This window comes from Vibrio sp. B1FIG11 (genome assembly GCF_905175335.1).
GTDB lineage: Bacteria > Pseudomonadota > Gammaproteobacteria > Enterobacterales > Vibrionaceae > Vibrio > Vibrio campbellii.
On the sequence record NZ_HG992752.1, the window covers coordinates 1,224,339 to 1,249,953 of the forward strand.

Here is a 25,615-nt window from a genome sequence, read left to right on the forward strand (position 1 = left end):
CTTAAATGGTAATTGTTATTTTTCGATCTTTGGTTCGTTTATGTTTGCCAAAACGATTCCTATCCCTAATTGACCAGAACCTTTAACAAGACGAACTTGAGGTAAATGTTTATGACGTGTCGTGAGCTTCCAATTAATGCGCTTATGCTTACCAACATAGTCCTGCACAACTGACTTTATGCTTGCTAAGCTCGATTTATTTGGCAGTAATTGCTCAACCTGTAATGTGTTCGTCGGAAACAGCTCAATCGTAATTCCTGCATTGATATTCCATGCCTTGGCACCGATAGAAGCTCCTCGCCCTAATTGAGCAAACTGCCCTTCAGGCGATGATCCTCCAGCTAGCTTAGTTTGCTCATCTTGCGATACACTCATCCACTGCCCCTGAAGCTCGTGTAATTTAGCTTCACAGTCGGTGAGGTGCTCAATTAAGTCTTTTAGCGCACCTTTACCGCGACCTTTCTGCGCAAACAATCCTGCATAATAATTGTTCAGGTGCTTTTCGTGCCCAGTTACCGCTTCAAGACTGCTCAATAGAGGTGCTCGTTCGCCCTTATTGTGCTCACGTGCTTGCACCGCAAATTGACTTAGCTGCCAACTTCGGTAGTACAGTGACAACAAGCGATGATTGAAAATGTTATAGAAATCGACCATTGCACCATCACCAGCCTTTTCACGACCGATGGCCAATTCACTGTAGTAGCTTGGTAAAACACCTTGCTCACCCGTTAATCCAAGCAAGTTCGTTTCTAGGAAAACTTTATGTTCAGAAAGTGTCGCCTTGACCAGTTGTGCATTCTCATAACCCAATGAGGCGTTTACTTTTAACTCAAGTTTCTCTTTCTTGGGTAACTCATCCGAGCCTAGTTGAGCTTGTGAACGAAGTAACGCTTGCTCGATTAAGTGAATCGCTTCGAACAACGGTCGCTTTTTCAGCTGAATTAAGAACTCTTCTGGTTTCATAACAAAGCTTTGTTTCCGATCAGTGCTGGCCACTGATGAAATAACTGGCCTGTCGATTTCAGTTTTACTTCTAACTGCGTAAAAATGTTTACTTCCGCAAACTGAGAGAAGTACACCGACAAGACGCAACCCAAAAGGAAGACTTGCTCTTTAGATATCATTTGATCAGAGACGGTCAATATGAGCTTTACACCATGAGCAAATCCAACTTTACCTTTTTCGTTGACCCTTCCCGTTGTTTGCTGATACTCGAAATTTACGAGAGCATCGATCAGCGATTTCGTTTCCGCTGTACCTGTAAACGCATACAAGTTGAGTAATTGCTTGAGCGTAGAGAGTCCGTCCTCATCGGTAAAATGAGTCAGGGTAAGCAGTTTGGTTAGTTGCCAACGCGTGCTCTCATCCATTTCCGGCCTCACCGTTTCTGACAAAGAAACAAGACACCGAAGCTCAGCAAAATTGTCATTGACACTCGGTAGCGAGACCTCTGGCAGGCCGCCACCAAAAGGCAGTTTCTGCGGTAAGTTTCGATTACAACATTCCGCCTGTACGTACATCAGCCAGTTTTCACGACTTTCAGGAGCAAATAATCGGTGCTTTTTATCCACGAATGAAATGTAGCTTTCTCGGCCCGGTTCATCGAACCCACCTGCCCAATTCTTATCCTCTCGCCTCATGACCCAAAAAATCTCGCTTTTGTTCATGTAATGGGTGTGTTCACCGGCAAAATAACTGGGCAAGTTCTCGTATGTTTTATTCCAATTCCTAAGCGTGACATTCGAAATAGACACCACTTCGTTGCTCTCTGCTTCTTGGTATTGTGGAGACAGTTGGTATTCGTACTCGGCTGGCTCTAGTCGCTTTGGCTCCATTGTTGTTTTGAAAAGATTGATGATGGGAACACAACCTAATAACACACTGTCTTTGTCAACTTGCTTTGGGAGCCAGTCATCATTGCAGTCAAAGTAGAAGTTGAGTTCCAACTCCTCGTTAATACCTAACTTTTCGAGATTTAAGTTAATGACATCAAAGAACATAAACTTCTCGGGGAAATGTAAATATTCCACCAACATCCTAGAAGAAGAAAAGCTTCTCTTGCTGTAGGGCACGACTTGTTGACTATCGATAAAACCGACAGCTTGGCAGTGACGTGGAGTGTACGAAGCCTGCTCACTACCATTCACCGAGACAGAGATCCCGATTAGGCTTTGGAACAATAGCTGATATAACCGCTGAGTAAGCTGTGCTTGGCCATTGAGGTAGAATCTGAGCGTCTCGACGCCCATTTCACTTAATGCAGACTCACCATCATTAGCCTTGATCTTTACCTTAAGTACAGATTTAGACGAACGCTCCCAAGGAGAACCAATCGGCTGTATCGGGGCATTTTCAAAGGTTCCAGCCGATATATCGAAGGGATACATTCTTGTCTCATAACACGTTCTGAATTCACATTCTTTGTAACCCGGCGCGCCAACCATCACCTTTTCCCCCTTAGAAACATCAAAGGGAGCAGAGGTCGACTCATTACATTTCATTTTAATGATCGACATTGAAGGGATTGGCGCATGAAAATCCGGATGCAATTGCCCCATCAAAGATTCCGTAAACTGCGGATAACTGTTATCGAGACTTTGACGTATGCGAGCTGTCATGAAAGCGCAGCCTTCAAGAAGCCTCTCCACATGAGGGTCATCGACTTGCTCTTCACTGATCCCCAATCGAGAAGCAATTTTGGGGTACTGCTCGCCAAACTCTTGCCCTTTATGGCGTAAGTAAGCTAACTCTCGGTTGTAATACTTAAGAAACTCGTCACTCATTTCATTCTGCTCAACTTCATGCCTAAACTCACGGGTTCTACTTCTGAGTTAAATGTCACTTCGTGTGTGTTATTGCCAATCAGACAAGTCGCGCTGATCTTTAGTCTCAAGGTTCTGTCTACTGCGCTCTTTTCATCTAGAATGCTAACGTTCGGGCTTTCTAGGCGAGGCTCAAACTCTAAAATCGCATCACGAACGATTTCACACAGTTGATCTTGCCCCTGCTTGCTGCTGTATGGCATAGACGAAAAGTCAGGTAATCCATAATTTAAAATTGAGGACTTTACTTCTCTGAGATCATCCGAAATTTCCGTCCAACCGATACGGCTGTTCAGCATGGACTCCAAGTCTCTTAGAAGATTGTCGACCAATGCTTGCTGACCCAACGGAAAATCCTTGTCTTCTCTAAGATGTGGATCGTTATCGATCAGCTTGTCGAGTAAAGAAGCGACCAATGGCATAAAAACCTCTATGCCAATGCCTTGCTTTCTGACAAGGTGTTCAGCTCAAAGATAGGTAGTGCTTTATCACCGACAAGCCAACATTTTTGACCTAGGCCGACAAACAGTTCACTTTCACCTAATTGTCTCCAATCTGTTTCTCGGCCAAGTTTTTGCGCGTCGGTAATGGAATCAATGTAAGTCAGAGGCATATGCCCCTCACCTTCACCCAAGCCTTCAATGTCAAACTCAACAGGTCGCCAGATGTGTTCAAGCATCGAGCTCGCTTGTTTTATGTCTAGATGCTTAATGTTTTTGATCGGCACCAGAAAGTAGTTGCCTGCTGTCGAGAAAAGTTCGATGTATCCGGATAAACGATCGTCAATATCTCTCACATCCTCAAACTCTCGCGTTCCTTGTAGGAAACGCTTTTGCTCTCGCATATTTTCCAGTGACAGAGCGAGTTCATAGCCATGGTCAAACTCTTCATTTTTGATGGCTAAATTAAGGTCTACAACAAGCTCGTTGGCCTGCTGATCAAATTCAATAAACTGTGCAGTGGCAGCCCCACCTGTAAAGTCTTTTCGCGCTTGTGCCGCTTTCACCATATGGCGTAACTGACTCGCACCAGATAAATATTCAGGGAACAATTTTATCGACTGTATGAGCTGATCGTCAGCACGTTCAAAATCACCGTCAATACACAACAGTTCAATAAAAGAACTGCGTAACCCTGCATCTTTTGGTGAAGCTTTAATGTCTTCGATAATCAGTGTTATAGCCTGTTGTAAGTTGCCCTCAGAAAGCGCATTTTTCCATGTTTTCATTGTCTTCCCTTACACCACTTGTTCTGGTGATAATTCAGTAATAAGTTTGACTGCCGATACCATCTGGTCGAGTTGAAAATGAGGCCGTAAATGAACCACCGAATAATAGTGTCCGGGGGAATCACGTTTTTCTTTAACGCTGATGTTTGCCTCATTTAAAGGGTACTTTGCCCTCAGTTCATCCGAAGCTTCGTCAGAGGCTGTTGTGTATTGATGAAGCCACTTTTGGAAGTCTCGTTGGATTGAATCTGCATCTTGATAACCACCGATTTTGTCTCGTCCCATGACCTTTATGTAATGGGCGATTCGTGAAACACAAAGCGTGTATTGCAGCATCGAGGTCAGCTTGGCGTTCATAGTGATATGCTGCTCTTCGAATTGTCTTGGCTTATAAATGGACACACTGGAAGTCATCCCCACCATGTAGGTTTCTGCAACCGGTGACATGGTGATAAATCCACAATCCGATATTTCTTTTTCTTTGCGCTCTGAAACTTTTAAGTTCAAAGGACTTCTATCGCGGGTATTTTTGCTAGTGAAATGCACTGAACTTCGCGTGGGCGCTAAAATTGTTCCTTGTGTGTAATCGCCTTGCTTAACGCCCCTCATGTGAGTAAACCAGCCATGTTCTTGATACGTTCGAATTGCAATCGCAGCGAAACAAAACGCGGCACTTCCCCACTGCAATTCGCGCTCAGAATCATTGATAGCCTCTTCGAAATCAAACCCTTCTATACGAGAACCGTCTCTGGTGTAAGGCAAGCGAAACAACACGTTTGGTGCAGCAATACCGATGAATTTCGCATCTTCCGATTCTCGTAACTTTTGCCATTTTATGTACTCAACTTGTTCAAACTGAGCAGCGATATCTGTGGTCGATGACAGCTCTGAAAATCGATTAACACCAAACACACTTGGCTGTGCAGACAGAATGAATGGACTAAATGCCGCTGCTGCAGTTTGCGCAACCTTACTTAACACCGTTAAATCTCGATCAAAGTGATTTTTCGCCGGGGCATGTCTTAGTTCGTAATCACCGATTACCACCCCAAAAGGCTCACCGCCCGGCATGCCATATTCATTCTGATACAACAATTTAAACAGCGCAGATTGATCAAACTCGATGGCTTTCAGTGCATCTTTGCTGACCTCATCCCATGTTGCCGAAAGAACTTTTACCTTCACAGGCTCACTGGATTGGCTGGCAGTTTGCTCACACAGATAGCGAACACCTAACCATGATTTTTCCAATGCTTGAAACACTTGATGATGAATAATCTCATTCAATTGCTCTTCCAATATTTGGTCAATCTGATCGATGGCCATCAACACGCTATATCGAAAATCATCAACAGTTGAACTTTTTGTTCCTTCTAGCCAAACTTTTGCCGAATGTATTGAATCTACTGACTCGACAAACTGGGTAACCCAGTGACTATCAAGTTCCGCACACCCAAGTGGACTGAACTCGTGTTTCAGTTCACTTGGGTCTAAGAAATTCAATGTCATATCGTTAGCCATTCCAAATCGTCACTTTTAATACTCAATCTCTATCCCCAAGCGTGGAAGGAGTGGTTGACCCAAAGGCCAACCACCTGTTACTTAGCCACCCGATTGAGGGATCTTTGCGACCAAGCGCAATGACGTGGTCAGCTCTTCCATTTGCAGCCAAGGCTTCAACCATGCCACAGCATTGTAGGAACCTGGCGCACCCGGAATTTCTTTCACCTGAACACGAGCATCGGCAAGTGGGTATTTCGCACGGATTTCTTGACCACCACCTTCTGAGGCATTCACGTAGCTTAAGATCCAGCGGTTTAGCCACGACTCCACGTCTTCAGCTTCCATAAAGCTACCAATCTTATCGCGCGCCATGACCTTCAAGTAATGAGCAAAACGTGACGTTGCCATCATGTAAGGTAAGCGTGCTGAAATGGCCGCATTCGCAGTCGCATCAGGAGAATCGTGATTGGCTGGTTTTTGGCAGGTTTGTGCACCAAAGAAAACCGCGTAGTTGGTATTCTTATAGTGGCACAAAGGAAGGAAACCAAGTTTACCTAGTTCCGCTTCGCGTCGGTCCGTAATGCCAATTTCTGTCGGGCATTTCATATCTGGGTCGCCGTCATCGCTCATGAAGAAGTGCGTCGGTAGGTTATCTACTCGGCCACCACCTTCTGCGCCACGAATAGCGGTGCAGAAGCCATATTTCGAGAATGCATCGGTGAGCTTAGCGCCCAGCACATAAGAAGAGTTCATCCAACAGTAATCATTATGTTCAGCATTCGTTGCAATGCCCGACACTGAGTCAACGTCAAACTCTTCAAAGCCAAACTCTTCCACCGGCGAAGTTGCTTGTCCATAAGGCAAACGCGCCAGTACTTTAGGCATGGTCAAGCTTACAAAACGAGAATCTGCGCTTTCACGGAAAGAACGCCATTGAGCATATTCCAGTGATTCGAAAACTTTGTCCAAATCACGAGGTTTAGAAAGCTCTGTCCACTCATCAAAGCCAAACAATGCAGGTGAAGCCGCAGATAAGAATGGAGAGAAACCAGACGCGGCCACATTAGACATTAAGCGAAGTGATTCAATGTCTTCTGGATGGTTAGTAAATTCATAATCACCAATCAGTGCACCATATGGCTCACCACCGGCACTGCCGAATTCCGACTCATAAACTTTTTTGAAGATCTGGCTTTGGTCAAACTCAACCGCTTTACTCAAATCTTTATGAAGCTCTTTCTTCGTCATGCTGATCATGCGAATTTTCAGTGTCGAGCTGGTATCTGAGTTCATGACTAAGTAGTTCAAACCACGCCAAGATCCTTCAAGTTTTTGCAGTTCTGGATGGTGCATGACTTCAGACAACTGTTCAGAAATCTGACGATCGAGTAAGTTGATCGCTTCACGGAAAGTCACGGTTAGGTTCTTATTCCATGAGACCGTGCCTTTCATTGCTTCTTCAGTTAACGTCTTAATCAGCTCTTCAGCACGTGAAGCTTCTGTTTGCTTTGTTGCGCCAATCGCTTGTTCTAGGAAAGAGGAAGTCTGCTCACCAACGGTAGGATCAAGCTGCTTTTCAATTTGCGTTGTCATCACTTCACTCCCTCTGGATTATCCGTCGGGTGAGCGTCACCTAGTTTCAGCTCGCCTGCTAGCTTGGTTAAGTTATCCGTGTTGTTTAAGACATCTTCAAGGATATTTTCCAACTCTTCTGAGCGATCCACCTTGGTCATTAGGTCGCGTAACTTATTGCGTGTTTCCATTAACTGGCGTAGTGGGTCAACTTGATTAACGATCGCTGCTGGCTCGAAGTCCTGCATCGACTTGAAGCTCAGATCAACTTCAAACTGAGAGTCATCTTTCGCGAGTTTGTTGGCTACCTTAAACTTCACTGACGGGTTCATTTTCTTAAGAACGTCATCGAAGTTATCCCTGTCGATCTGAATAAAGCGACGGTCTTTGAGTGGCTTCAGCGCTTCCGTATTTTGTCCTGCGAAATCGCCCATTACACCAACAACAAAAGGAAGCTCTTTTTTCAGCGTTGTTCCTTCAGTTTCAACATCATAGGTAATGTGAACACGAGGCTTCCTTACTCGTGACAGTTTCGAATGGATACTCGTCATACCGTTCTCCCTTTCTTAATTTTCATTTTGTTCTGCTATGCCAACTAAACGGAAATAGCTTCTCTTTGCATCTCCGTCGGAGATCAATTCCGCCAGTAATTCCGGCAGAGGCATTCCACACCAACGAATGATTTGTTCGATGGAGTAAGAAACTGGTGAATGAGGCTCACTTTCTCTAAAGAAGTCTGCCACCTTTTGTAACTGCTCAATCGCTTGTTCACGCGATTGCATGTTTGTCATCAATAAAGCGCCGTTTTGCCCCTGTAACGTTCGTGCTTCCTCATCCTCAGTCGGATCGAGCTGAATAACCTCAGTCACCTCTGATGGAGCTCGAAAACGAACGCCCAACAGATGCTTTAATGCCGAATGTATTGAATCTAGCTTCTTGGAGATGTATGAGCTCGGTGTAACGTCCCCAACCGCATCATCAAGCTTTTGACTAAATTGGCTAAACGCAGCCATCGCAAACTCAAGGTCAGAGATAAGTTCACGATAGAACTCATCAGATGTAGATTTCACCGTGTCGTTAATCTTGGACATTTCAACAGCACCCTGCTCAACCTTGTAGCGGCGCTTGTCTTCATCAAGTCTCTCTAACTCAATCGCTTGTTGATATTCCCAAAATGCGTACGGTTGCTCTACACCTATGTCAGTCAGGGGAATGGATGCTAAAGGAAAAATCAACGTACCTTCACTATCGATGCCATTTAGGCCAATAATGGAAGAGATACGCGTCTCCATACCGTCTTCATCAGGCATTGGATACAGTTGTTCCCAAAAATTGTCGATGAAGTTTGAGGCAATTTCATAGCCAACTCCCATGCCACGAAATCCATAAAGACGCGTGAGGGCTTCAATTAACCATGCAACAAATTCTAAGTCTTTTGATTGGCGAGAAAGAATATCCGGAACCTCGTCAATAAAGACACGCCACAAGTTAGTGTGCGTTAATATGCTCTCTTCTTCGATAATCGCATTGCGCTCAGCATTGCGTGCCGCCATTCGACTGTCTTTTAAACGGTAGTATGCTGATTGAGGTGACACGTCTTCACGCGGATCTACACCTGTTGGGCGCTCTTCTGATACTGGCAATAGAACCGGAGCCAACCAATCGAATACCCTGCTAGAGTCAGATACACTTTTTGGATCAACCATTCGCCTTGCTCCTCAAGAATACTGGGATCGTGGCATCGTCTTGTGTTCGTCCGTCTAGCTCGCTTCTCTCACAGCAAGCTTTGATCAAAGCGCACGTGACATTGTCACTCGCACCTCTCACTAATGCAGAATGCATCAAAGCTAAGCCCGCCTGATTCACCGAGTCTGCATGAAGTGTCTTGTGCATCTCATCGTTGGTAAGTTCTTTTGATAGTCCATCACTGCACAAAAGAAATTGGTCACCGTCTGCAAGCTGGCCTGATACTTGGTCTATCGTGACTATTTCGTCCACACCAATCGCTCGTGTAATGACATTAGCCAGTGGATGTGACTCTGCATCCTCAAAAGCCAATAGACCTTGCTCAACCAAATCCATGACTTGGCTGTGATCTCTGGTTTTTTGGGAGAAGCGACCTTCTCTGAGTTGATAGATGCGGCTGTCTCCTACCCATAAACAATGGAAGTAGCCATCTTGCATAAACAATAAGACGAGAGTCGTTCCCATGGTTTTGCCCTCTAAGTGGGCTTGTGCGTAATCAAAAATCTCTTTGTTTGCTTGCTGGACAACCGTTCTTAGTTCATCGATATTCGTCGTTTTGCTGTCTTTGATATGGCGAGCGATACGATCCACTAACATCTGACTCGCAATATCCCCCGCACTGTGTCCACCCATTCCATCCGCTACAACCCAAAGCCCAGCTTCAGACATCTCAAGCAAGGCATCTTCGTTATAAGGTCGCACTTTGCCTGGGTGCGTCTTAGCAAAAGTAAAGTAATTCCAATTCATTCTTCGCTTCCTACCAGTTCCACTTTTGCCAGTTGCCGTCTAGCATTGCGGAATATTGTCCTATCGAGGGCAAGCCAGATGTCACCAACATGCACGGTTCGATGTTGTCCGAACCGTCTGTCCACCAAAAGCAAGGCGTTTTGTGGTCCTTACCAATCATTCGATTCAAAAGGCTGTTCACTGATAGCTGCGACGAGCGCTGATAAATGACGGAAAGTTCACTTTCATAAACCATCGTCGGAACTTGGCTTACGCCAGCTTCTTCGGTTGGTAGATTGTCAGAGTCTGTCAGCCCTTGTGCCCATGCATCGAAAAAAAATTCATCACTCAATACGGCAACTGCAAGGTTTTGGCTATGCTGTGTCCAGTCACTCTGTTGCCAGTAGTTCACCGCAGGTCCCTGTACTGCGCGCGCCACCGTAAAAAAGAAATAACGACCTGACGAATCCACGCTCGGAATGACACTGCCGATATAAGTGGCGTCTTCCATATAAGAAACATCAAGCGCAAAATGCCAGATAGGAGCTGTCAAAAAATACTCGCTCCAATTTTCCCCCAGTTGCTCACGGCTAACGGCAATCACTGCTTGCTGCCAGTCGTGCCAACGACCAGTAAATTCTTGGGACAAACCGTCTTTAACGAAATCCCCTTTAGCCGGCATTTTCCCTATGTATCCCCAAGAAGAAGTTAAAGCGTTTGTGGACATCGGAACCTCTCCATTTCATTTGACCAGAATGGGTTGACCGTGCTCGAAGGGATCAGCTCCAGCTGAACTTTATTACCATTGAGATCAATCATCACGATGTTGTCTTTTCGTGACTCCGGACGCGCTTTAAGCGATTGGTCTAGCAATCTAAAGATGCCCCATTCACCTTCATATGTATGAGCAATTTCTCGCTTTGATTCCGGCGGCGTAAATACGATTCGAGTTTGATCTTGACCTGCTGGCCAACTCAACGATTTAGCACGTGCTGGGCCATGTTTATAAACGAGGTCTTGTTCACCTAACTCCAATACAAAGCGAGTTATGTGTTGGTCTAAATAGACTGGCTTCATTCCAAACTCGACTCTCAGCGAGTTATCAGATTCAAAGAAGGTTTGTCTAATGCGCTTTGCTTGTTGAAACACCGCTAATGTTTCCGGTCTCACACCAATTTCTTTCTCAAGTTTCCAGCGTCTAGAGGAGGTGTCCACAAATGGTTCGAGATACTCTTTAAAGAAAGAGTCCATCGTTCCGCCATAGCCGAAGAAACGTTTAAAATCTTTAAGTCGCACTTCCTTGGCCGCATTTGAAACAAAAGGATAACGTCCCGCGATAGAACGACGATACGGTTTTACTACTTGCGTTTGCCAAAGTTGGTTTAGATGATCTTTAGAACCACTCTCAGCAAATTTCACTGACTCTTGAGACAACTCACCTAACCATTGATTAAATGGCTTTGGTAGCAACTCTCGCGCCCGTTCAAAAGAAGCTGCTACATCTTGGGTAACCGTTCCATCCAGAATACTCTTGTAAGCAATCTTTTGATTGTTCCCTGAGCTTGATAGATCAGACAAGTAAGAGCGCAGATTAACCATTGCTTGCTGAATGTCGTCAAAATCTTGCTCGTCCAAACGTAGAATTTCAGTAAAGTGTTGCTCCACTTCTTTCCCGGGCAAGGCTACGTTAAATGCGTTTTCCTCAGGTAAATACAGATCGAGCTTGTCAGCCGTATTTGAAAACTTCACCTTTGCTACATTTCCCGCAACCTCAGAGGCGGCTTTTTGGTTTTCTGACAAAACCACTTTCGTTAAGCCCACTTCTTTTTGAATCGCACGCAGTAGAGATTCAATTGGCCTTTCGACACCAGATAGCACCCTCGCCTGAGCGGAAGCCAACTCTAAACTTGGCGCTTGTTTAAGCTGGATGTCTTCAATCAGGTTTTTCCACTCATTGATATAATCTTGGTAAAAGCGCTCTTGTACACCTCGAATAGCACTTGCATGGTCAATTTCATGCGCTTTTAAATCGTCCCCATAGACCCAGTTTTCCTCCATCAAACTTTTTACCGTGCGGTTAATTTGAATTTGAAAAATGCTATGGAATCCGTTGTAAGTGTAAAAACCGGAAATACCTTGCGATAGTGGCTTACCACTGTTTCGTTCGAACTGCTCTAAACCCTTCGGTCCCAGAACGTCAGTCAACCTAAATGAAGGCACATGGCTTTTCGCAAACTGCAACTTCATACGTTGGTAAGCACGTTCCGGCAAAGACATTTGTGTTAAGACTTCTCGAGCCTCCGCTACCGATGATTCGTCGTAAGAAAGCCCTCGCTCATTGCTGTCCAGCAAGTTTCGAGTGTGCGTCATTAGACGTTCTCTTAGCACCTCATTAAGTACACCTGGGTAATGACGTTCATAGTAGAAACCAAACCAACTCAGAACTTCCTCTTGCTGATATTTATTTGGGTTAAACAGCATCAAATAAGTTTTGAGTGTTTCGTATAGATATTGACGATGCTCTTGGTTTCCTTCCATTTCAGAGACAAGACTCTGGAGCACCATTGGGGCAAAGTGCTTATTTAACGCAGAGGTATAAGCATTGTTCGCCGCTTGAGAGACCTTATCCCCTTGATATAGGCCAAACTTTTTGATCGCCGTTTCGTCTTCATAGTCGCTTTGTTTACCGAGCGGTAACATCATGATGCGATCAAGCGTTTCTATTGCACTGATAATATCTGAATCAAAGTCCAAGCTATCCGCGCCTATCATTGCGTTGATATGGTCAGTCTGCTTATTGGTTTGATTAATAAGATTCACGTTCCACTGGTAACTGGTGAACCAAACGCCCGTGGCACCTGCGAGTGCTACTGCACATCCGATATAAACGCCTCGATGAAGCCAACTAGACTGTTTTTGATAATGACGATTCACCGTACCAAGCAATTGCTCTTTGAAAATCACTCGATCAAATAGGTTTTTGACAAAGTAACTATCAGAACTTTGACTGTTCATTGATAGCCCAAGCTTGCCAAGTCCCAACCCACTTGTGGATTCATTCATTAAACGGCTAACAGGGATCCCTTCTTGAACCGAACTCACCATAAACACTCCACGGATGAGAGTCGGTTCTTCAAAGCTGTTTTGAGCAAAAATATCGGTTAGAAACTCATCTAAGTTTGCCTGTAGTACACGCAGCTGTTTCGGAAACTCGAAGATAAGCGCACGCTTATCAAGATCATCTTCAGTTTCAAGGATCCTCAACATTCGAGCATCAAGACGTTCTAATAGGTGATGAAACTCTTTATTAAAAAGAGAAATAACGCCTTTCTCATCCTCGCAATCTTGAGGGAACATAAAACCAAAGAGATCGTCTCGCTCTTCTTTACTCAAGTCAGCAAAAAACTCATTGAAGCCCGCGACGAGATCCATCTTAGTAAGCAGTACGTAGATTGGAAATTGCATGCCTAATTGATTTTTCAACTCTTGTAGACGAGCCTTAATTGCTCTTGCGTGCAAGCTGCGCTCAGTGCGAGTTTGCGACATCATGCTGGCCAAACTCACCGTCACGATAGCGCCATTGATTGGTCTCTGAGTTCGGTATTTTTTAAGTAGTCCAAGGAACCCATGCCAAGCCTTTGAGTCGACCTTTTCCTGACTGTCTTGCGTGGTGTAGCGCCCTGCAGTATCTATTAACACCGCTTTGTTCGCGAACCACCAATCGCAATGTCGAGTGCCACCAACCCCAGCGACCGAATCTGTACCCATTGACTCAGCCAAAGGAAATTCCAAGCCAGACTGCTTGAGAACCGTTGTTTTACCCGTACCAGGAGGACCAATCAAAACGTACCAAGGCAATTCATAAAGGCTGCGTTTTCCTTTATGCGTTTTAGTCACGACTTTAATTGCCTTTTCAATCCTATCTTGCAAGACATTGATTTCAGAGGCGGCTTCTTTATCCGATTGAGAGTCAACTTCTAACAAAGTCTGAATACTCTCGTCTTCTTTTACTTTTTGCTTGTGTTGTTTCGTAAGATTGAAGATCCCCCAAACGAAAACCAACACTAAAATACTGACGAGACGTTGAAAATCCGTCTTTAACGGTTCATAACCTGCGACAGTAATTAGAGGCCCAACAGCCCATATAAAGATTGAACAAGCTGCGACACCAACTAAGCCGATAAACCGGCGTTGAGTAAAGATTTTGCCTACTTCTCGGATACTCATTTATCTCACTTTCCTTAGTTCGCAACCATTAGATCAATTTCGATTCGGCGATTAAGCGCTCGGTTCTCGTCGCTAGTGTTATCGACCAAAGGCCTCGCATCCCCTAACCCCTCAGGCAACACACGTCCTTCTAACGCACTATTCGCGATTAACTGCTCAGACATCGAAGTGGCTCTAGCCAGAGAGAGGTGCCAGTTAGAAGGATATTTGCTGGTAAAAATTGGTTTGTCGTCGGTATGTCCTGCGACCAAGATTTTCCCTTCTGTCGCCTCTAAGGTTCGAGCCAATTTGGATATCACGGGCTGAATGTATTCAACAACCTCGGCACTTCCAGACTCAAAGAGATCTTGAGCTTTGATGGATATTCGAACTCGGTCGGGAAGCGCGTCGACCGTGACTAAACCTTTACTTATTTCTGTTGCGAGATACATGGAGATACGTTCAGCGATATCGGTGACTTGAGAATCAGTTTGAACCGTTGACTCAACTTGTGCCGGGGCGATCAAGTTGATCAAGTTGGTAAAGGTTTGGTTGGAGGCTTTGTTGAGGTCATAACTAAAGTACATAAAAATACACACCAACAAAGCAAGTGTGACCGAGCAAACAACCCATAAAGGCGCTCGTTCGGAGATTTGCGCACCATTAAGAAGACGGGCTTCAACATTATCATTCAAGCCTTGTTGCAGACCTCTGCCATGATTCTTGAGCGTCACCATCACCTGCTTTCTCAAACGACGATGCGCTTCGAGTCCGTTCTTCTCTAGTCGATATTGACCGACAAAGCCCAAGGACAAGCAGACATACATTAATTCAAGAAGATCTAAATGAGACTCAGGAGAAGACATACACTTCTCAAGGTGTTGATAAAATGCCTCACCACCTTGGCTGCTAGAATAAAACGACGTTAATAATGAATCGTGGCTCCAAGCCGATTGGCTACCCCAATTTGTATTCAATACCGCTTCGTCAATAGCACAACACAAACAGTAGCGTGCCGTATCTATCGTTTCTAAGTTAATATTTTTCTGACGTAGTCGATTCTCGTAATCTCTTAATTTCTGCGCTAACGTTTCTTTTAAAAAGAACACATCAGAGTGCGTCGCCGTTGCTCTTATCTGACCAATGATAGAAAGGATGCCATTGGCTTCCGCCAGTATTGGGTTAGTGCCAAAGGCGACTACCGTGTCATTGTTCACAACCTCGGTGCTTTTTGAAATCACCACGGTACTGTCTGCCGATTGTGGCTGAGATACTTTGGCGCTTACTGGCCTTCCGCCTGGCGTTGGCTTAATAATTGTCTGTTCCATAGTGACGTCACCCGTTATTGGTTAATGCTCCAAAGCTCAATATCTGCATTTGGAAATTGGCCAGATAACTGTAGAGCGATGCCTCCACTCTCTTTTAGCCTATTCCAGAAAGGTCCTTTTTTGATAACTTCAAAATAGACGTACCCGGTTTGATAAGGGATCTGCCTCGGAACGACATTGAGTGGCGCAACATTGATGCCATTGATCTGGTTGTTAATGAGGTCACGAATTTGCTCTGCTGGCCCAAACTTAAGTTGCGCTGGTACCAATCGTCTAATCTCTTCGGTGCTCGTATCAGCTTTAACAGCCAACACGAACTGACTGGAATCAAGTAGTCGCTTGTCTGGCAATGGTGTGACGTGTATACCGAGTTGGCGAGCTTCTAACGGTAACTTATTAGCAGTCTGGTCGAGTACAACGCTTAAGTATTGGCTTAACACTTGGTTAAGTTCCTGAACAACAGGAGTGAGGTTTATATGATCATAATCAGACAACTCAGGGGGACGCTTCGTTTTGCTGGAAAATGTTGAGAGTTCGCCGACGTAGCCCTTCAATAAAGTAATAAGCTCGAGCGGATGAATTTGATCTAATTTTCCTAGGTGCTTAAGAACCATCTCATATCGGTTTAGCATTTGTAGCATGATGAAATCCACCGCTGATGCAGAAGCCATCTTTCCTTGAAGCAGACGTTGAGAGACGACATCAGCACGAATCTTAGTCATTGCAGAGACGTTTTTAAGACAGCTCATCATAGCTTGATCATTAAGCGCATTTAGGTTCGGTGGCGTGAATTCATCATCCAAGATAACAACACCTTCACTTGTTACCTCTTTAATTTTTAGAATGGGCAATTCAACAAAACCAGAAAGCTTTTCATTGTTCGCTTTCAACGCCATGTTCAATGATGCGACTTGAATACACTCTTCGTCTTGACCTGTCTGAACATCAATAACATCAATATCTTTCAACAAATATCGCGACACCAAGCCTTCGCTAACATCAGCGACCATTTTCTCTTTTAAGCTCTTCGCCGGCACGGTTAACTTAACGAGCGTGTCTTGCGTACCTTTTTCAATGCTCAAAGGGCTGAGCTCACCGTTCGTACTCTGTAGTTGGACGACCGTCATATCAGGCAGAATTGCGTCTATACTCTCAACTTCCACCAGCCCTTCTTTAAGGCTGTTTGAGTTAACACGGACTTTGTAAACGCCCCAATTATAAGGGTGTTGAAAGCGATTTAGCCCCTTGAATTCTTGTTCTATCGCACGTTCGCTTTGTTGAAAATGTTGAGGACGTAAAAACATCCCCTCACACCATGCTGTGCGGGAGTAATGTGTCATGGTTTTATCGCCAATCAAGATTAGTTAACGAACAAAGACAAATCGTCTAGTTGAATTTGGTAGGTGTTGTACCCGGTTTGATCAACCTTAATCACCTGTCGCCAATTTGAGTTTTCTATATCTCGAAAAGCCGCAACTAAGCCGAGATATTTCGTTTTAGCAGACATACTTGCGTGATAAACCTCTTCTTGGCCTGGCGTTAGCGATATCTCATACTTGTTAACTAAATCTGGCCCCAAAACCGTGTCGTAGTTTTCATATATTGAAAAGAAATCTTGGCTCTCAAACACCGTCGAAGAAGTGAGCTCAAACACATAAATCACGACTGGGGAAGGTCTACCATTTGAATCAGGGTTGATGTTGTGTTTTGCAGCTAGCTCTAAATCAGCGTAAGGGGCAACTACAAGGTTTGCAGCGGAGCAGCCCGCAAGTAGTGCAGTTAAAAATAGAACTAGAGTTTTCATTGTCGCTTTCATCATCATCCCTTAAATTTTAGCTTTTAGCGCGCTTTCATAATGCTTTGCAAAATCTTCTAAATAAAATGGCGATTCTTTATTTATAACTTCATCTGTCAATTGATGATGAATACCTTCAAATTTTTTCCAACTGCATGCATATTTCCTCGCCGGAATTAATTTATTTAAGACACTATCATTGGACATCGCGTCAGAATAAATCGTTGCTGGTTCTACTAATGACATAACACTTGATACAGTACCCTCGACACCTTTCATTAAGGCACGCTCATGATTTTCAATATCAAAGAATGCCTCTTTTATCGCAATATCAGCTCGCATAAAACTTGCCGATTGGCGATTATATAAATTATGAATTGCGTCTTCTAAATTAGCAGAGAACTTTAATGGGTTATTTTCAGATTTTCTAAACGCCGTATGATTCAAACGATTATTTTGTTTAAACTCGGCACGATTGTGTAATGTTTCCATTAAGCCTAATAGCATCAGGGAAAACGATTGACCTAACTGCTCAAACCATTGCTCACTGCCTTCATCCGGGACCATATTTGGGTTGATACCCAAACCTCTAATAAAAGCCTGTACGTTTTTCTCATCGAACTCATGTGAGATTGGAGTATGGGAAGGCAGCTTTTCTTCTTCTCGGTCATCTTGAGAGTGAGAAGTAGGTGCATCTAAAAAGTCATCCATGAGACCGATATCTAGTTGAAACTCGGAAGAAACACTCTCTTTTAATAGATCTGAGGCATTCAAACCAAAGTTGTCGTGAGCCAAGTTTTCAATAGCAACCCTCTCACCTACTTCATTGATTTTATTAGCCTCACTTAAAGAATCGTCAATGCGACGCTCTTCAAGGTTGACTTGAATTTGATAATCGCCGAGGGTCACTACATCACCATGATTCAGTGCTAATTCATTTCCTTGACCAACAGGACTGACTGCGTTGTTTACAAAAGTGCCATTAGTGGAGAGGTCTTTAATCAAGTATTTGTCACCAAACTTGATCAGCTCTCCATGCTTACCTGAAATGACTCTTTCAGGGTCTGGCAACGTCCAATCGCACTGCTCTGAGCGACCAAAACTGACTTTCTCATGCTCGCCTGTCGCGTCAAAAACGAATTCGTTGTCTATCTCTGGTGTGAACTTATGAAAGCTCGTAATGGTTAAAACCAACGTCATGTAAACCTCGCCAAAGGAACTGCTTAATATATAAATTTAGTTCTTAATAGTTAGGCGACATCTTATTAACACTTAAGTTAATAATGCCTAATCAAATAATAATTAGATTTCACGAACGGAATAATGAATTAAATTTGTAGCAAAGCAATCGAGGATTATTACCCAGAACAAAATATACAACGAGGTTCAAATTTTTGACGCTAAATTTTTCATTCGTCAAAAAACCGATGTTAGCTTTACCGAGAAATCAACATTTCACTATTTTTCATTAGTTGATCAGTTATATATTCACACCATCATTTTATATGGAGCCTCGTGATGGACGACCAAAGTAAAAACAATTCTATAAATAAAGATTCGAATGGCGATAAAACAAAAATTGTAAAGACTCAAAAAAGAGAAAATACAAACGACAAGATGGGCAATATAAATAATGAAGGCTCCGCCCCAAATAATAATGAGACAAATACAAAAGTGTCTCATAATCAAAACACCATCCCGCCAGCGGGTAATCCCCACTCTGACTTCGAGAAAAACACTCACAAAAAGCGTCCTGATTCTTTACTCGGTGAGACAATCAAAAACCGTTATGAAATCGAGTCTTTAATTGGTCATGGTGGTTTGTGTGACGTTTTTTTAGCGAAAGACAAGATCCTCGAATCATCCGGTTCCGATACTCCATATGTCGCACTTAAAGTTCTCCAGAAAGAGTATGCCTCGCAGCCAGAGACTGCACGCATGCTGATTCGCGAAGCACAACAAACTCAGAAGTTAAGCCACCCGAATATTATCCGCGTTTACGACTTCGGTGTTGATGGTGACATTTATTTCCTTGTTATGGAGTACGTTGATGGTGAAACATTGGAAAGCCTAATTCAACGTTCTCGACCGGACGGGCTTAGATACAACGCTGCCCTATCGATTCTTAATCAAACCTTGGACGCATTGTCGTATGCGCATTCACTCGGCGTCGTTCATGCCGATTTAAAACCTGCCAACGTCATCCTCACGTCTGAGGGAAAAGTGAAGCTGTTAGATTTTGGTGTATCGAAAACTCAGCAATTAAAACATGACCAATACGCAGCTAAGCGGAAGTCCCAAGATACAGACACACTTGGCTATACACCAAATTATGCGTCACTAGACATTTTGTCGGGTAAAGAGCCTAAATTCAGTGACGACCTTTTTGCCTTCTTCTGCATTACTTTTGAACTTTTAAGCTGCAAGCATCCTTATGGTCGAACTCCTGCCGATGAAGCGTTGAAAAAAGGTATTAAAGTGAGGAAGCCAACCAATTTACCTTTCTCAAAGTGGCGTCTATTCGCTAATGCTTTTGCAACAGGAACCGCACCTCAAAGCTTGAACTGTGTTGATATAAAAATACGACTCAATAGAAACCGTTGGCCTTTGTACTCTGGTATTGCTGCAAGTGTCGCTTTATTGGCTGGACTTGGCATGTTCTATCAACAGCAGCAGGATACGATCTCCAAACTAAACCTAGCACTGGCAGAGAAAGACCAAACCATCGAATTGGCCGAACAGTTACTCAATACATTACCAGAAGACACAAAAGCGTTAATAGACAACAAACAAGGCCTACACCCTGTGATTGAGGCAGGTTTTTTACGTCTTTATAAGCCTCATCTCCTGGGCGAGTTTGAATCGAAAATCGATGATGTACTTAATTCCGATGTCACCACTTACCCAAATTACGATCAAATTGAATCCATCTTGCAACAGGCAAAAGTTTACTACCCGGACTCACATAAGATTGAAGTGTTGGCACTGGATATTCAATCAAGTAAGCACTCAACGCTTCTATCGATTGCACGGCAGATAAACAGCCACTTAGAAAAATCCGTTTATGCTCAAGTTGAAGACGAGAAGTCGATTTATGATCTTAAGAATGAGCTGCATGAGATCCACCAAGACTACCCGTTCACACCAAGCTCTCTTGCCAGTGAAGTTTTTGGACAACACCTAAATGAAGCCCTTCAGTTAAGAGATGCCGCCGCTTTAGTGACCTTGATTAAGGTGGGCAATACATTCTTTGCTGAATCCGAAGAACACCAAGAAAACTTGGCTTTCAGCAATGCCATGAAAGATGCCGTGCTCGAAATGAAACTGTACGAAACAGCCAAAGAGAGTACTAACCCTCTAACTTTTCCGTCTGATGCAGCAAGACTTCTCTACCAAGAAGAATTTGAAGGGTTGCACTACCGATTAAAACAAGCTCGTACGACGGTTAACCTAGATAAGCTGGTGAAAGATATTGACGCGTTCGCTGAAAACTTCCCACCTGGCTTTCAAGATATCAACGATCTACGATTTCAGACTGCAGATAAGTATCTTCAGTTTTCGGATATCTTATTAAACAAACGAAAATCTAAGAGTGCACGTAGAGCGATGAAGAAAGCGAATGAGCTTTTAAAACGCGTAGAAACGGAAGCTGAACAGAGTTAACGCCTACAAAAGTTGATAAGGGGCATATTGCCCCTTCTTCGTCTTAACAATCACTTGCCTTTATGCAAACTGGTGATTTTTACACATTACTGACTTTGAGTAGGCACTAACAGAGTTACTTTAATACATTGGATTTACTGGTCAAGAACCGCTTGCTGGTCGTCAAGCAAAGAGACGTTATGAAACTGTCGGTCGAGGTGCCAACCTGAGGTAGGATAAACTTCACTCGAATTAACTTTCTCCCATCATCATAGCACTATCTTATTATCCCCCTAGGATATCGTGAGTTCGTAAGCTTTTCATGTGGTTTGTGTGTAAATTCACGCTATCGCAATAGCAGCCAACTAGAAGCTTTTCGTGTCTAGCGCATGATGCAGACAAGTGGAGGATAACTCTTTAAAACAGATAAAAATAAGTTTGCCGGTTCCTTATTATCCAGCGATATTACAGCTAGTGTTTTAACAAGGCCTATCTTTCAAACCCAAACAATAAACACAAGGGGTTTAAAAATATGTTAATAGTATTTTTTCGCCATACCGCTAGGATAATAATAAATATAATCACACCAGAGAATTCACATCTAAAAGTGAAGTAAAAATAACAGGAAAAAGCAGCGTTTGAGTATAGATGGTTTAATTATCTTATCCAGATTTTAATTCCATGCCTTAATATGCTCTCTAGCATTTTAATTTCTTCTAGAGTGAGAAACTCTAAGGATGGGTTATATTGGTTACTAGGAATACGTAGAAAGTCTTCTATAGATTCCTTATCATTAAATTTATCATCCATTGGCGATGTTGTTAAATTAGAACTATCTTCAATCATATAAAATCACCCTCTATAGTTAATGGGCGCAGTTCAAATCCTGCGCCTATAAATCATGCGAACTTCTTAATCATATCAGACAAATCTTTCGTGCTATCTCTAACCACTTGATTCATTTTATTTGTTTCTGTCATCAAATCATAAGATTCGTTATATTTTAGGTTGATTGATTGAATATTTTCGTTAATTTCGTCCGTTACATATACCTGTTCTTCTATAGCAACAGCTATTTGTTGATTACGCTCTACGACATCTTGAACTAGCTGTTCTAACTCTCTAATACTTTCCAACGATGAGTTCAATAGAGTGACTGTACCGGTAGACTTATTATTCCCTTCTTTTAAAGCAAGAACTGCGGATTTACTTCCATCCTGAATACTTTCGATTGCCGACTTTATTTCTGTCGTAGAGTCTTGAGTCCTTTTTGCTAGCGTTCTGACTTCATCAGCGACAACAGCAAATCCACGACCTTGATCGCCTGCACGAGCCGCTTCAATTGCAGCGTTCAATGCCAACAAGTTCGTTTGTTCAGCGATATCATTAATAACCTCAACGACTGTTCCGATCTGTTCTGTCTGGCTATTCAGCTTTGTAACAACCTCTGATATTTTCCCTAGTTCATCGACCAATTCGAGAACCGAATTATTCACTCCGTCTATGACGCCTCGGCTCTCAGTCATTGTATTTTGAGCCTTCAAAGTGGCATCTGCAGTGGCTTGCGCATTAAAAGATATTTCATTAGATGAAGCTTGCATCTCATTAACTGCAATTGACACTGAATCAATTTGTAGCTTCTGTGAACTCAAGTTGTCCGTTACTCGATTGCTATTATCTGCCGCATTATCAGCATTTACTTTAGTTACATCACAAGAGTCCTTCACTGAAATGCTAACTCTACCAAGTAGCGCATTAGCAAATTGTTTTCTCATTTTCATCGCTAATTCTATTTCTGCTATATCATTAACCCGGCCACAATATATATATTCCATCAATGGGTTATCAAAGTCAGATCTAGCTTGCTTGGATAGCCTTTCGATAGGTCTAGTTAATATATAAACAGCCAAGATTGAAAGAATAGCAACGCAAGAAAAAGCCACAGAATTAGGTTGATTCAATTGTGTCAATATAAAACCGACAAGACTTGAAACGAGAATAAAAAATGCAGACCTCATCCATAAACGAGTTCTTGGTAGGTACATGCTAAAGGGCTTAGAACCAGAGTTTAATTTAGAGTAAGCTTTTTCAGCTCTTTTGACGTGAATCCTTTCAGGTTTGAACCTAACAGACTGATATTCGACGGTCTGGCCTTTATATTTTATCGGAGAAGCGAAAGCATCAACCCAATAATACCCTCCATGTTTCCTCTTGTTCTTAACCATCCCCATCCAATGTTTACCGCTCTGTAGATGCCCCCACAAATCTTTAAATGCCTGCTTGGGCATATCTGGATGTCTTACAACATTGTGTGGTTTACCTATCAATTCACCATCATCAAATCCTGCAACTTCATTGAAGTTTGCACTAGCGTATTTGATATGGCTAGATGGGTCAGTTATGGATATCAAGTTGTAACTTGATGGATAATCGTATTCCATTTCATTCATGAACTTTTTCCCTAGCTCGACGTATATATATTTATTATGCAATTTACAGTGACGCATTCGCATTAGACATGGTAGAACACTATTACTAATTTTGGTAGTTTATTCCAAAAAAAGACTCCGACCGGAAAGCTTTTATTTTATAAAATTACATTTTGCTGGTTTTTACTCAAAGTCAAATAATGAAGAATGAAACCCCCGCTATATTTCCCTTTCAAGCCTTGTCGATACTAGCCTCTAAAACTACCTCTGTTTCCTTTTTGAGAGGGTGATTTTTTCGTTATTCAGTTTAATGAAAGCTTTTTCTCTATAAATAACAAAAATTGATGATATCCCCATGATTATCAATGCTATTTACTACAATAAAACTTGCAACCATTAATGACAAAAAGCTCATTATAAAAAGACGCAAAATCCCCTTGTATCTATGCAATACAGTTACTACTCTTTTAGAGTATATTGCTCCCATAAAGTAGGAACGAGATTGAATACTAGGTCATTTGACGTAGCAAACATAACTGTTTTAGTAGTTGATGATTGTACTACTTCAACAATGTTGATTAAGCAGCAACTTTTATCGTTAGGATTGTTGCTGAAAAACATTACGTGCGTAAACAAAGCAGTAGATGCGCTTTCAGCTGCTAGAACTCGTTTCTATTCCGTAATAATTGTGGACTATCACTTGACCGCAAGTTTCACTGGTCTGGAACTTATAAATGTGATGAGCCGTGCAAATTTAGTATCTGATACGACAGCCATACTCATGATCTCAGGAGATGCAAGACAACAAACTGTATTAACTGCTCTATCAGGAAGGGTTAGGCACCTATTGACGAAACCCATACAGACTAAAGCGCTTAACTCTCGAATATTGCTTTCGCTGCAAGAACAACGCGAACTTTCAGACGCCAAACTTCATCTACAAAATGCAGGTGGCCTCAGCATCAGCGACATAAAATATCTGCATGAAAAATACCCTAACAGCGTATGTGTTGAGTCGCTCTTGATAGATACTCTTATAGATAATCGACTAATAAGTGAGTTAGAGCAATTCCTTCCCCTTTGTCGAGGAAAAGAGCATGTTAGCCGCGTATGTGCAGAGGCTTTTCTTCAGCACCATAAGGGCAATATACGCCAATCGATCCGATTACTGTCTGACTATGTTATTCATAACCCTTTGTGTTTAAGGGCATTAGATAACTTAACTGGGCTTTACGAGATAACGGGTGATCTTAAGTTAGCTCTCTCAACAGCCAATCGAGCTTTTAAACATACACCTAGTAACAGTCAACGAATGGTAACAGCAGTGCGCGTATCAGCGAAATTGAAAGATCTTAAAGCATTACAGAAAATTGGACACATGTATGCTAGAAAAGTATCTCCAACAGACCATCAATGGTTATCATCCATGGTGTACTACATCGAACTTATCGCTGATCAGTTTCAGGATTTACAAAGTGTTGCCAGAAAAAAAGAGATATTACTTAATCTAAACCAGATGTTTATTGCCATCGATAAACAACTTACAACAAAACAAAAAGATGAACTAGCCTCTTTTAAGCAATTAATGCAATCTAAACTTTTACTAGCAGACTTTAAACCGGAATTAGCGCACAAGAAATTGTTACGCTCGATGAGCTTTTATTTTGAAAACCCAATCAAAATGCCTTCTGTTCTCATCAAAAGCTCCATACCTCTACTGGACTTTTTCGGTGAATTTTCGTTGAAACATGCTTTAGAGCTAGTTCTTCTTCATAAATCTAAGACACCTAAAGCAGCTTCTAGAGATCTTAGGGAAATTTGCAATTCAAGCTTAAATCAGTACCCATTTTCGGTTGAATTAAGGCTACAAGCATTATCAAATAAAACTGAGAACACTGAAGATCAGGCACATATCTTAGCTTTAGATTATTTACTTACTAGAGAACTCCCACCTAACTGGTCTAGGTGGTTGCAAGACTATGTAGCTGGTTCTTTCGCAAGCCAGTTACCTCAGCCCTTTAGCTTACATATAGACGCAATTGGGTAATTTTATGATAAATTTCAATAAATTAGAAACATCAATAGAGAGCAGCCATGAAATAGTTCAAGCTATTTTTGAAGCCTATCAAGAGGAGTATGGAGATGGTTCGGACAAGCTATTGATGCTCTATCATACTGAAAATTGGCTAGTGCTCTTCATTTTTTCACACAGCTTAAAAGGGGTTTTGGCAAGTTTTAGTGAGGCCACGGTTGGCTATGTTTGAAGAATCGACCAGAGACAACGTTGCTCCCAACGCAGCGGATATATCTCTTACCAGTAAAGAGCTATTAATGATCAACGCGCAAATTACTAACTACCTCAAAGAGTTTGTCAGATGAATAGAAGCATTAGTTTTATGCCAAGGGAGCTTTCTGGCTATGAACAACAAAGATTTTATGAACTTACTTGAGCTAGTCAACGAGCTGACTCCTGCTCAGAAGAGGTGCCTGATTACTAAAACCAGAAGTTCATTTTACAATGGTGAGGTCGCACCTGACATAAACGAAGTGCTTACAAGTGATGAGCTGGATGCTTTGTTATCTGCTGTTAGTTATAAGAAGAGTAGTTAGGAGGCATC

20 protein-coding genes and 1 pseudogene are annotated in these 25,615 nt (G+C 42.6%); 4 read left to right on the top strand and 17 right to left on the bottom strand.

All coding sequences use genetic code 11. The features are described 5' to 3' along the window. Position 1 precedes the first annotated feature (1 nt). From tssG to tagH, 15 genes and pseudogenes are all read right to left on the bottom strand, one after another. Positions 2-963: pseudogene (gene tssG / locus KHO06_RS22310) on the bottom strand (type VI secretion system baseplate subunit TssG). Then, positions 960-2,783 (bottom strand): type VI secretion system baseplate subunit TssF, encoded by a 1,824-nt coding sequence (tssF, locus tag KHO06_RS22315; RefSeq protein ID WP_212582539.1) that lies wholly within the window; start codon positions 2,781-2,783, stop codon positions 960-962. The pseudogene tssG and the gene tssF overlap by 4 nt, the downstream one beginning before the upstream one ends. Then, the gene (tssE, locus tag KHO06_RS22320) at positions 2,780-3,244 is read right to left on the bottom strand and encodes a type VI secretion system baseplate subunit TssE (protein ID WP_005426975.1); all 465 of its coding nucleotides are present in this window, start codon (positions 3,242-3,244) and stop codon (positions 2,780-2,782) included. The genes tssF and tssE overlap by 4 nt, the downstream gene beginning before the upstream one ends. Positions 3,245-3,252: 8 nt before the next feature. Then, positions 3,253-4,050, bottom strand: a complete 798-nt coding sequence (locus KHO06_RS22325) for a type VI secretion system accessory protein TagJ (RefSeq protein WP_212582540.1) — start codon at positions 4,048-4,050, stop codon at positions 3,253-3,255. Positions 4,051-4,059: 9 nt separating this feature from the next. Continuing rightward, positions 4,060-5,571 (bottom strand): type VI secretion system contractile sheath large subunit, encoded by a 1,512-nt coding sequence (gene tssC, locus KHO06_RS22330; protein ID WP_212582541.1) that lies wholly within the window; start codon positions 5,569-5,571, stop codon positions 4,060-4,062. Positions 5,572-5,652: 81 nt separating this feature from the next. Continuing rightward, on the bottom strand, positions 5,653-7,146 hold the full coding sequence (gene tssC, locus KHO06_RS22335; RefSeq protein WP_005426776.1) for a type VI secretion system contractile sheath large subunit: 1,494 nt from the start codon (positions 7,144-7,146) through the stop codon (positions 5,653-5,655). Continuing rightward, positions 7,146-7,676: a type VI secretion system contractile sheath small subunit gene (gene tssB / locus KHO06_RS22340; protein ID WP_005426987.1), complete on the bottom strand. Its 531-nt coding sequence runs from the start codon at positions 7,674-7,676 to the stop codon at positions 7,146-7,148. Before tssB ends, tssC (KHO06_RS22335) begins: the two co-directional genes overlap by 1 nt. Before the next feature lie 15 nt (positions 7,677-7,691). Further along, the gene (tssA, locus tag KHO06_RS22345; RefSeq protein ID WP_212582542.1) at positions 7,692-8,831 is read right to left on the bottom strand and encodes a type VI secretion system protein TssA; all 1,140 of its coding nucleotides are present in this window, start codon (positions 8,829-8,831) and stop codon (positions 7,692-7,694) included. After that, positions 8,824-9,618 carry a protein phosphatase 2C domain-containing protein gene (locus KHO06_RS22350; RefSeq protein ID WP_047481974.1) on the bottom strand — a complete coding sequence of 265 codons (795 nt, stop codon included), beginning with the start codon at positions 9,616-9,618 and terminating at the stop codon, positions 8,824-8,826. Before KHO06_RS22350 ends, tssA begins: the two co-directional genes overlap by 8 nt. A 10-nt stretch (positions 9,619-9,628) precedes the next feature. Next, complete coding sequence (tagF, locus tag KHO06_RS22355; RefSeq protein WP_212582543.1) at positions 9,629-10,324, bottom strand: type VI secretion system-associated protein TagF; 696 nt, start codon at positions 10,322-10,324, stop codon at positions 9,629-9,631. Then, on the bottom strand, positions 10,306-13,824 hold the full coding sequence (gene tssM / locus KHO06_RS22360) for a type VI secretion system membrane subunit TssM (RefSeq protein ID WP_212582544.1): 3,519 nt from the start codon (positions 13,822-13,824) through the stop codon (positions 10,306-10,308). Before tssM ends, tagF begins: the two co-directional genes overlap by 19 nt. Before the next feature lie 14 nt (positions 13,825-13,838). After that, positions 13,839-15,131: a type VI secretion system protein TssL, long form gene (gene tssL / locus KHO06_RS22365; RefSeq protein WP_045376923.1), complete on the bottom strand. Its 1,293-nt coding sequence runs from the start codon at positions 15,129-15,131 to the stop codon at positions 13,839-13,841. A gap of 14 nt (positions 15,132-15,145) precedes the next feature. After that, positions 15,146-16,471, bottom strand: a complete 1,326-nt coding sequence (gene tssK / locus KHO06_RS22370; protein ID WP_080731332.1) for a type VI secretion system baseplate subunit TssK — start codon at positions 16,469-16,471, stop codon at positions 15,146-15,148. Positions 16,472-16,491: 20 nt separating this feature from the next. Further along, positions 16,492-16,947, bottom strand: a complete 456-nt coding sequence (gene tssJ, locus KHO06_RS22375) for a type VI secretion system lipoprotein TssJ (RefSeq protein ID WP_038891227.1) — start codon at positions 16,945-16,947, stop codon at positions 16,492-16,494. A gap of 9 nt (positions 16,948-16,956) precedes the next feature. After that, positions 16,957-18,126: a type VI secretion system-associated FHA domain protein TagH gene (gene tagH / locus KHO06_RS22380; RefSeq protein ID WP_212582545.1), complete on the bottom strand. Its 1,170-nt coding sequence runs from the start codon at positions 18,124-18,126 to the stop codon at positions 16,957-16,959. A 318-nt stretch (positions 18,127-18,444) separates the two neighbouring features. On the opposite strand from tagH, the gene KHO06_RS22385 reads away from it, so the two are divergent. After that, a complete protein-coding gene (locus KHO06_RS22385; protein ID WP_212582546.1) occupies positions 18,445-20,589 on the top strand; it encodes a serine/threonine-protein kinase in 2,145 nt (714 codons plus the stop codon). Positions 20,590-21,225: 636 nt separating this feature from the next. On the opposite strand, the gene KHO06_RS22390 is transcribed toward KHO06_RS22385, so the two are convergent. Further along, the gene (locus KHO06_RS22390; protein ID WP_212582547.1) at positions 21,226-21,414 is read right to left on the bottom strand and encodes a hypothetical protein; all 189 of its coding nucleotides are present in this window, start codon (positions 21,412-21,414) and stop codon (positions 21,226-21,228) included. A 53-nt stretch (positions 21,415-21,467) separates the two neighbouring features. Beyond that, positions 21,468-23,018 (bottom strand): PAS domain-containing methyl-accepting chemotaxis protein, encoded by a 1,551-nt coding sequence (locus KHO06_RS22395; protein WP_212582548.1) that lies wholly within the window; start codon positions 23,016-23,018, stop codon positions 21,468-21,470. A gap of 481 nt (positions 23,019-23,499) precedes the next feature. Here KHO06_RS22395 and KHO06_RS22400 point away from each other — a divergent pair, with 481 nt between their 5' ends. The 3 genes from KHO06_RS22400 (at position 23,500) to KHO06_RS22410 (ending at position 25,607) form a co-directional block, all read left to right on the top strand. Continuing rightward, a complete protein-coding gene (locus tag KHO06_RS22400; RefSeq protein WP_244858413.1) occupies positions 23,500-25,044 on the top strand; it encodes a response regulator in 1,545 nt (514 codons plus the stop codon). A 4-nt stretch (positions 25,045-25,048) separates the two neighbouring features. Beyond that, positions 25,049-25,261: a hypothetical protein gene (locus tag KHO06_RS22405; RefSeq protein ID WP_212582550.1), complete on the top strand. Its 213-nt coding sequence runs from the start codon at positions 25,049-25,051 to the stop codon at positions 25,259-25,261. Positions 25,262-25,415: 154 nt separating this feature from the next. Next, on the top strand, positions 25,416-25,607 hold the full coding sequence (locus KHO06_RS22410) for a hypothetical protein (RefSeq protein ID WP_212582551.1): 192 nt from the start codon (positions 25,416-25,418) through the stop codon (positions 25,605-25,607). The last annotated feature ends 8 nt before the right edge of the window (positions 25,608-25,615 follow it).

What these genes read in the sequence shown, in the direction of transcription:
- tssK (WP_080731332.1), bottom strand. Translation starts at nt 16,471, where the DNA reads ATGACACATTACTCCCGCACAGCATGGTGTGAGGGGATGTTTTTACGT.
- KHO06_RS22410 (WP_212582551.1), top strand. Translation starts at nt 25,416, where the DNA reads ATGAACAACAAAGATTTTATGAACTTACTTGAGCTAGTCAACGAGCTG.
- tssC (WP_005426776.1), bottom strand. Translation starts at nt 7,146, where the DNA reads ATGACAACGCAAATTGAAAAGCAGCTTGATCCTACCGTTGGTGAGCAG.
- tssM (WP_212582544.1), bottom strand. Translation starts at nt 13,824, where the DNA reads ATGAGTATCCGAGAAGTAGGCAAAATCTTTACTCAACGCCGGTTTATC.
- tssJ (WP_038891227.1), bottom strand. Translation starts at nt 16,947, where the DNA reads ATGAAAGCGACAATGAAAACTCTAGTTCTATTTTTAACTGCACTACTT.
- tagH (WP_212582545.1), bottom strand. Translation starts at nt 18,126, where the DNA reads ATGACGTTGGTTTTAACCATTACGAGCTTTCATAAGTTCACACCAGAG.
- tagF (WP_212582543.1), bottom strand. Translation starts at nt 10,324, where the DNA reads ATGTCCACAAACGCTTTAACTTCTTCTTGGGGATACATAGGGAAAATG.
- tssL (WP_045376923.1), bottom strand. Translation starts at nt 15,131, where the DNA reads ATGGAACAGACAATTATTAAGCCAACGCCAGGCGGAAGGCCAGTAAGC.
- KHO06_RS22395 (WP_212582548.1), bottom strand. Translation starts at nt 23,018, where the DNA reads ATGAATGAAATGGAATACGATTATCCATCAAGTTACAACTTGATATCC.
- tssB (WP_005426987.1), bottom strand. Translation starts at nt 7,676, where the DNA reads ATGACGAGTATCCATTCGAAACTGTCACGAGTAAGGAAGCCTCGTGTT.
- KHO06_RS22390 (WP_212582547.1), bottom strand. Translation starts at nt 21,414, where the DNA reads ATGATTGAAGATAGTTCTAATTTAACAACATCGCCAATGGATGATAAA.
- tssE (WP_005426975.1), bottom strand. Translation starts at nt 3,244, where the DNA reads ATGCCATTGGTCGCTTCTTTACTCGACAAGCTGATCGATAACGATCCA.
- KHO06_RS22385 (WP_212582546.1), top strand. Translation starts at nt 18,445, where the DNA reads ATGGACGACCAAAGTAAAAACAATTCTATAAATAAAGATTCGAATGGC.
- KHO06_RS22405 (WP_212582550.1), top strand. Translation starts at nt 25,049, where the DNA reads ATGATAAATTTCAATAAATTAGAAACATCAATAGAGAGCAGCCATGAA.
- tssC (WP_212582541.1), bottom strand. Translation starts at nt 5,571, where the DNA reads ATGGCTAACGATATGACATTGAATTTCTTAGACCCAAGTGAACTGAAA.
- KHO06_RS22325 (WP_212582540.1), bottom strand. Translation starts at nt 4,050, where the DNA reads ATGAAAACATGGAAAAATGCGCTTTCTGAGGGCAACTTACAACAGGCT.
- tssF (WP_212582539.1), bottom strand. Translation starts at nt 2,783, where the DNA reads ATGAGTGACGAGTTTCTTAAGTATTACAACCGAGAGTTAGCTTACTTA.
- tssA (WP_212582542.1), bottom strand. Translation starts at nt 8,831, where the DNA reads ATGGTTGATCCAAAAAGTGTATCTGACTCTAGCAGGGTATTCGATTGG.
- KHO06_RS22350 (WP_047481974.1), bottom strand. Translation starts at nt 9,618, where the DNA reads ATGAATTGGAATTACTTTACTTTTGCTAAGACGCACCCAGGCAAAGTG.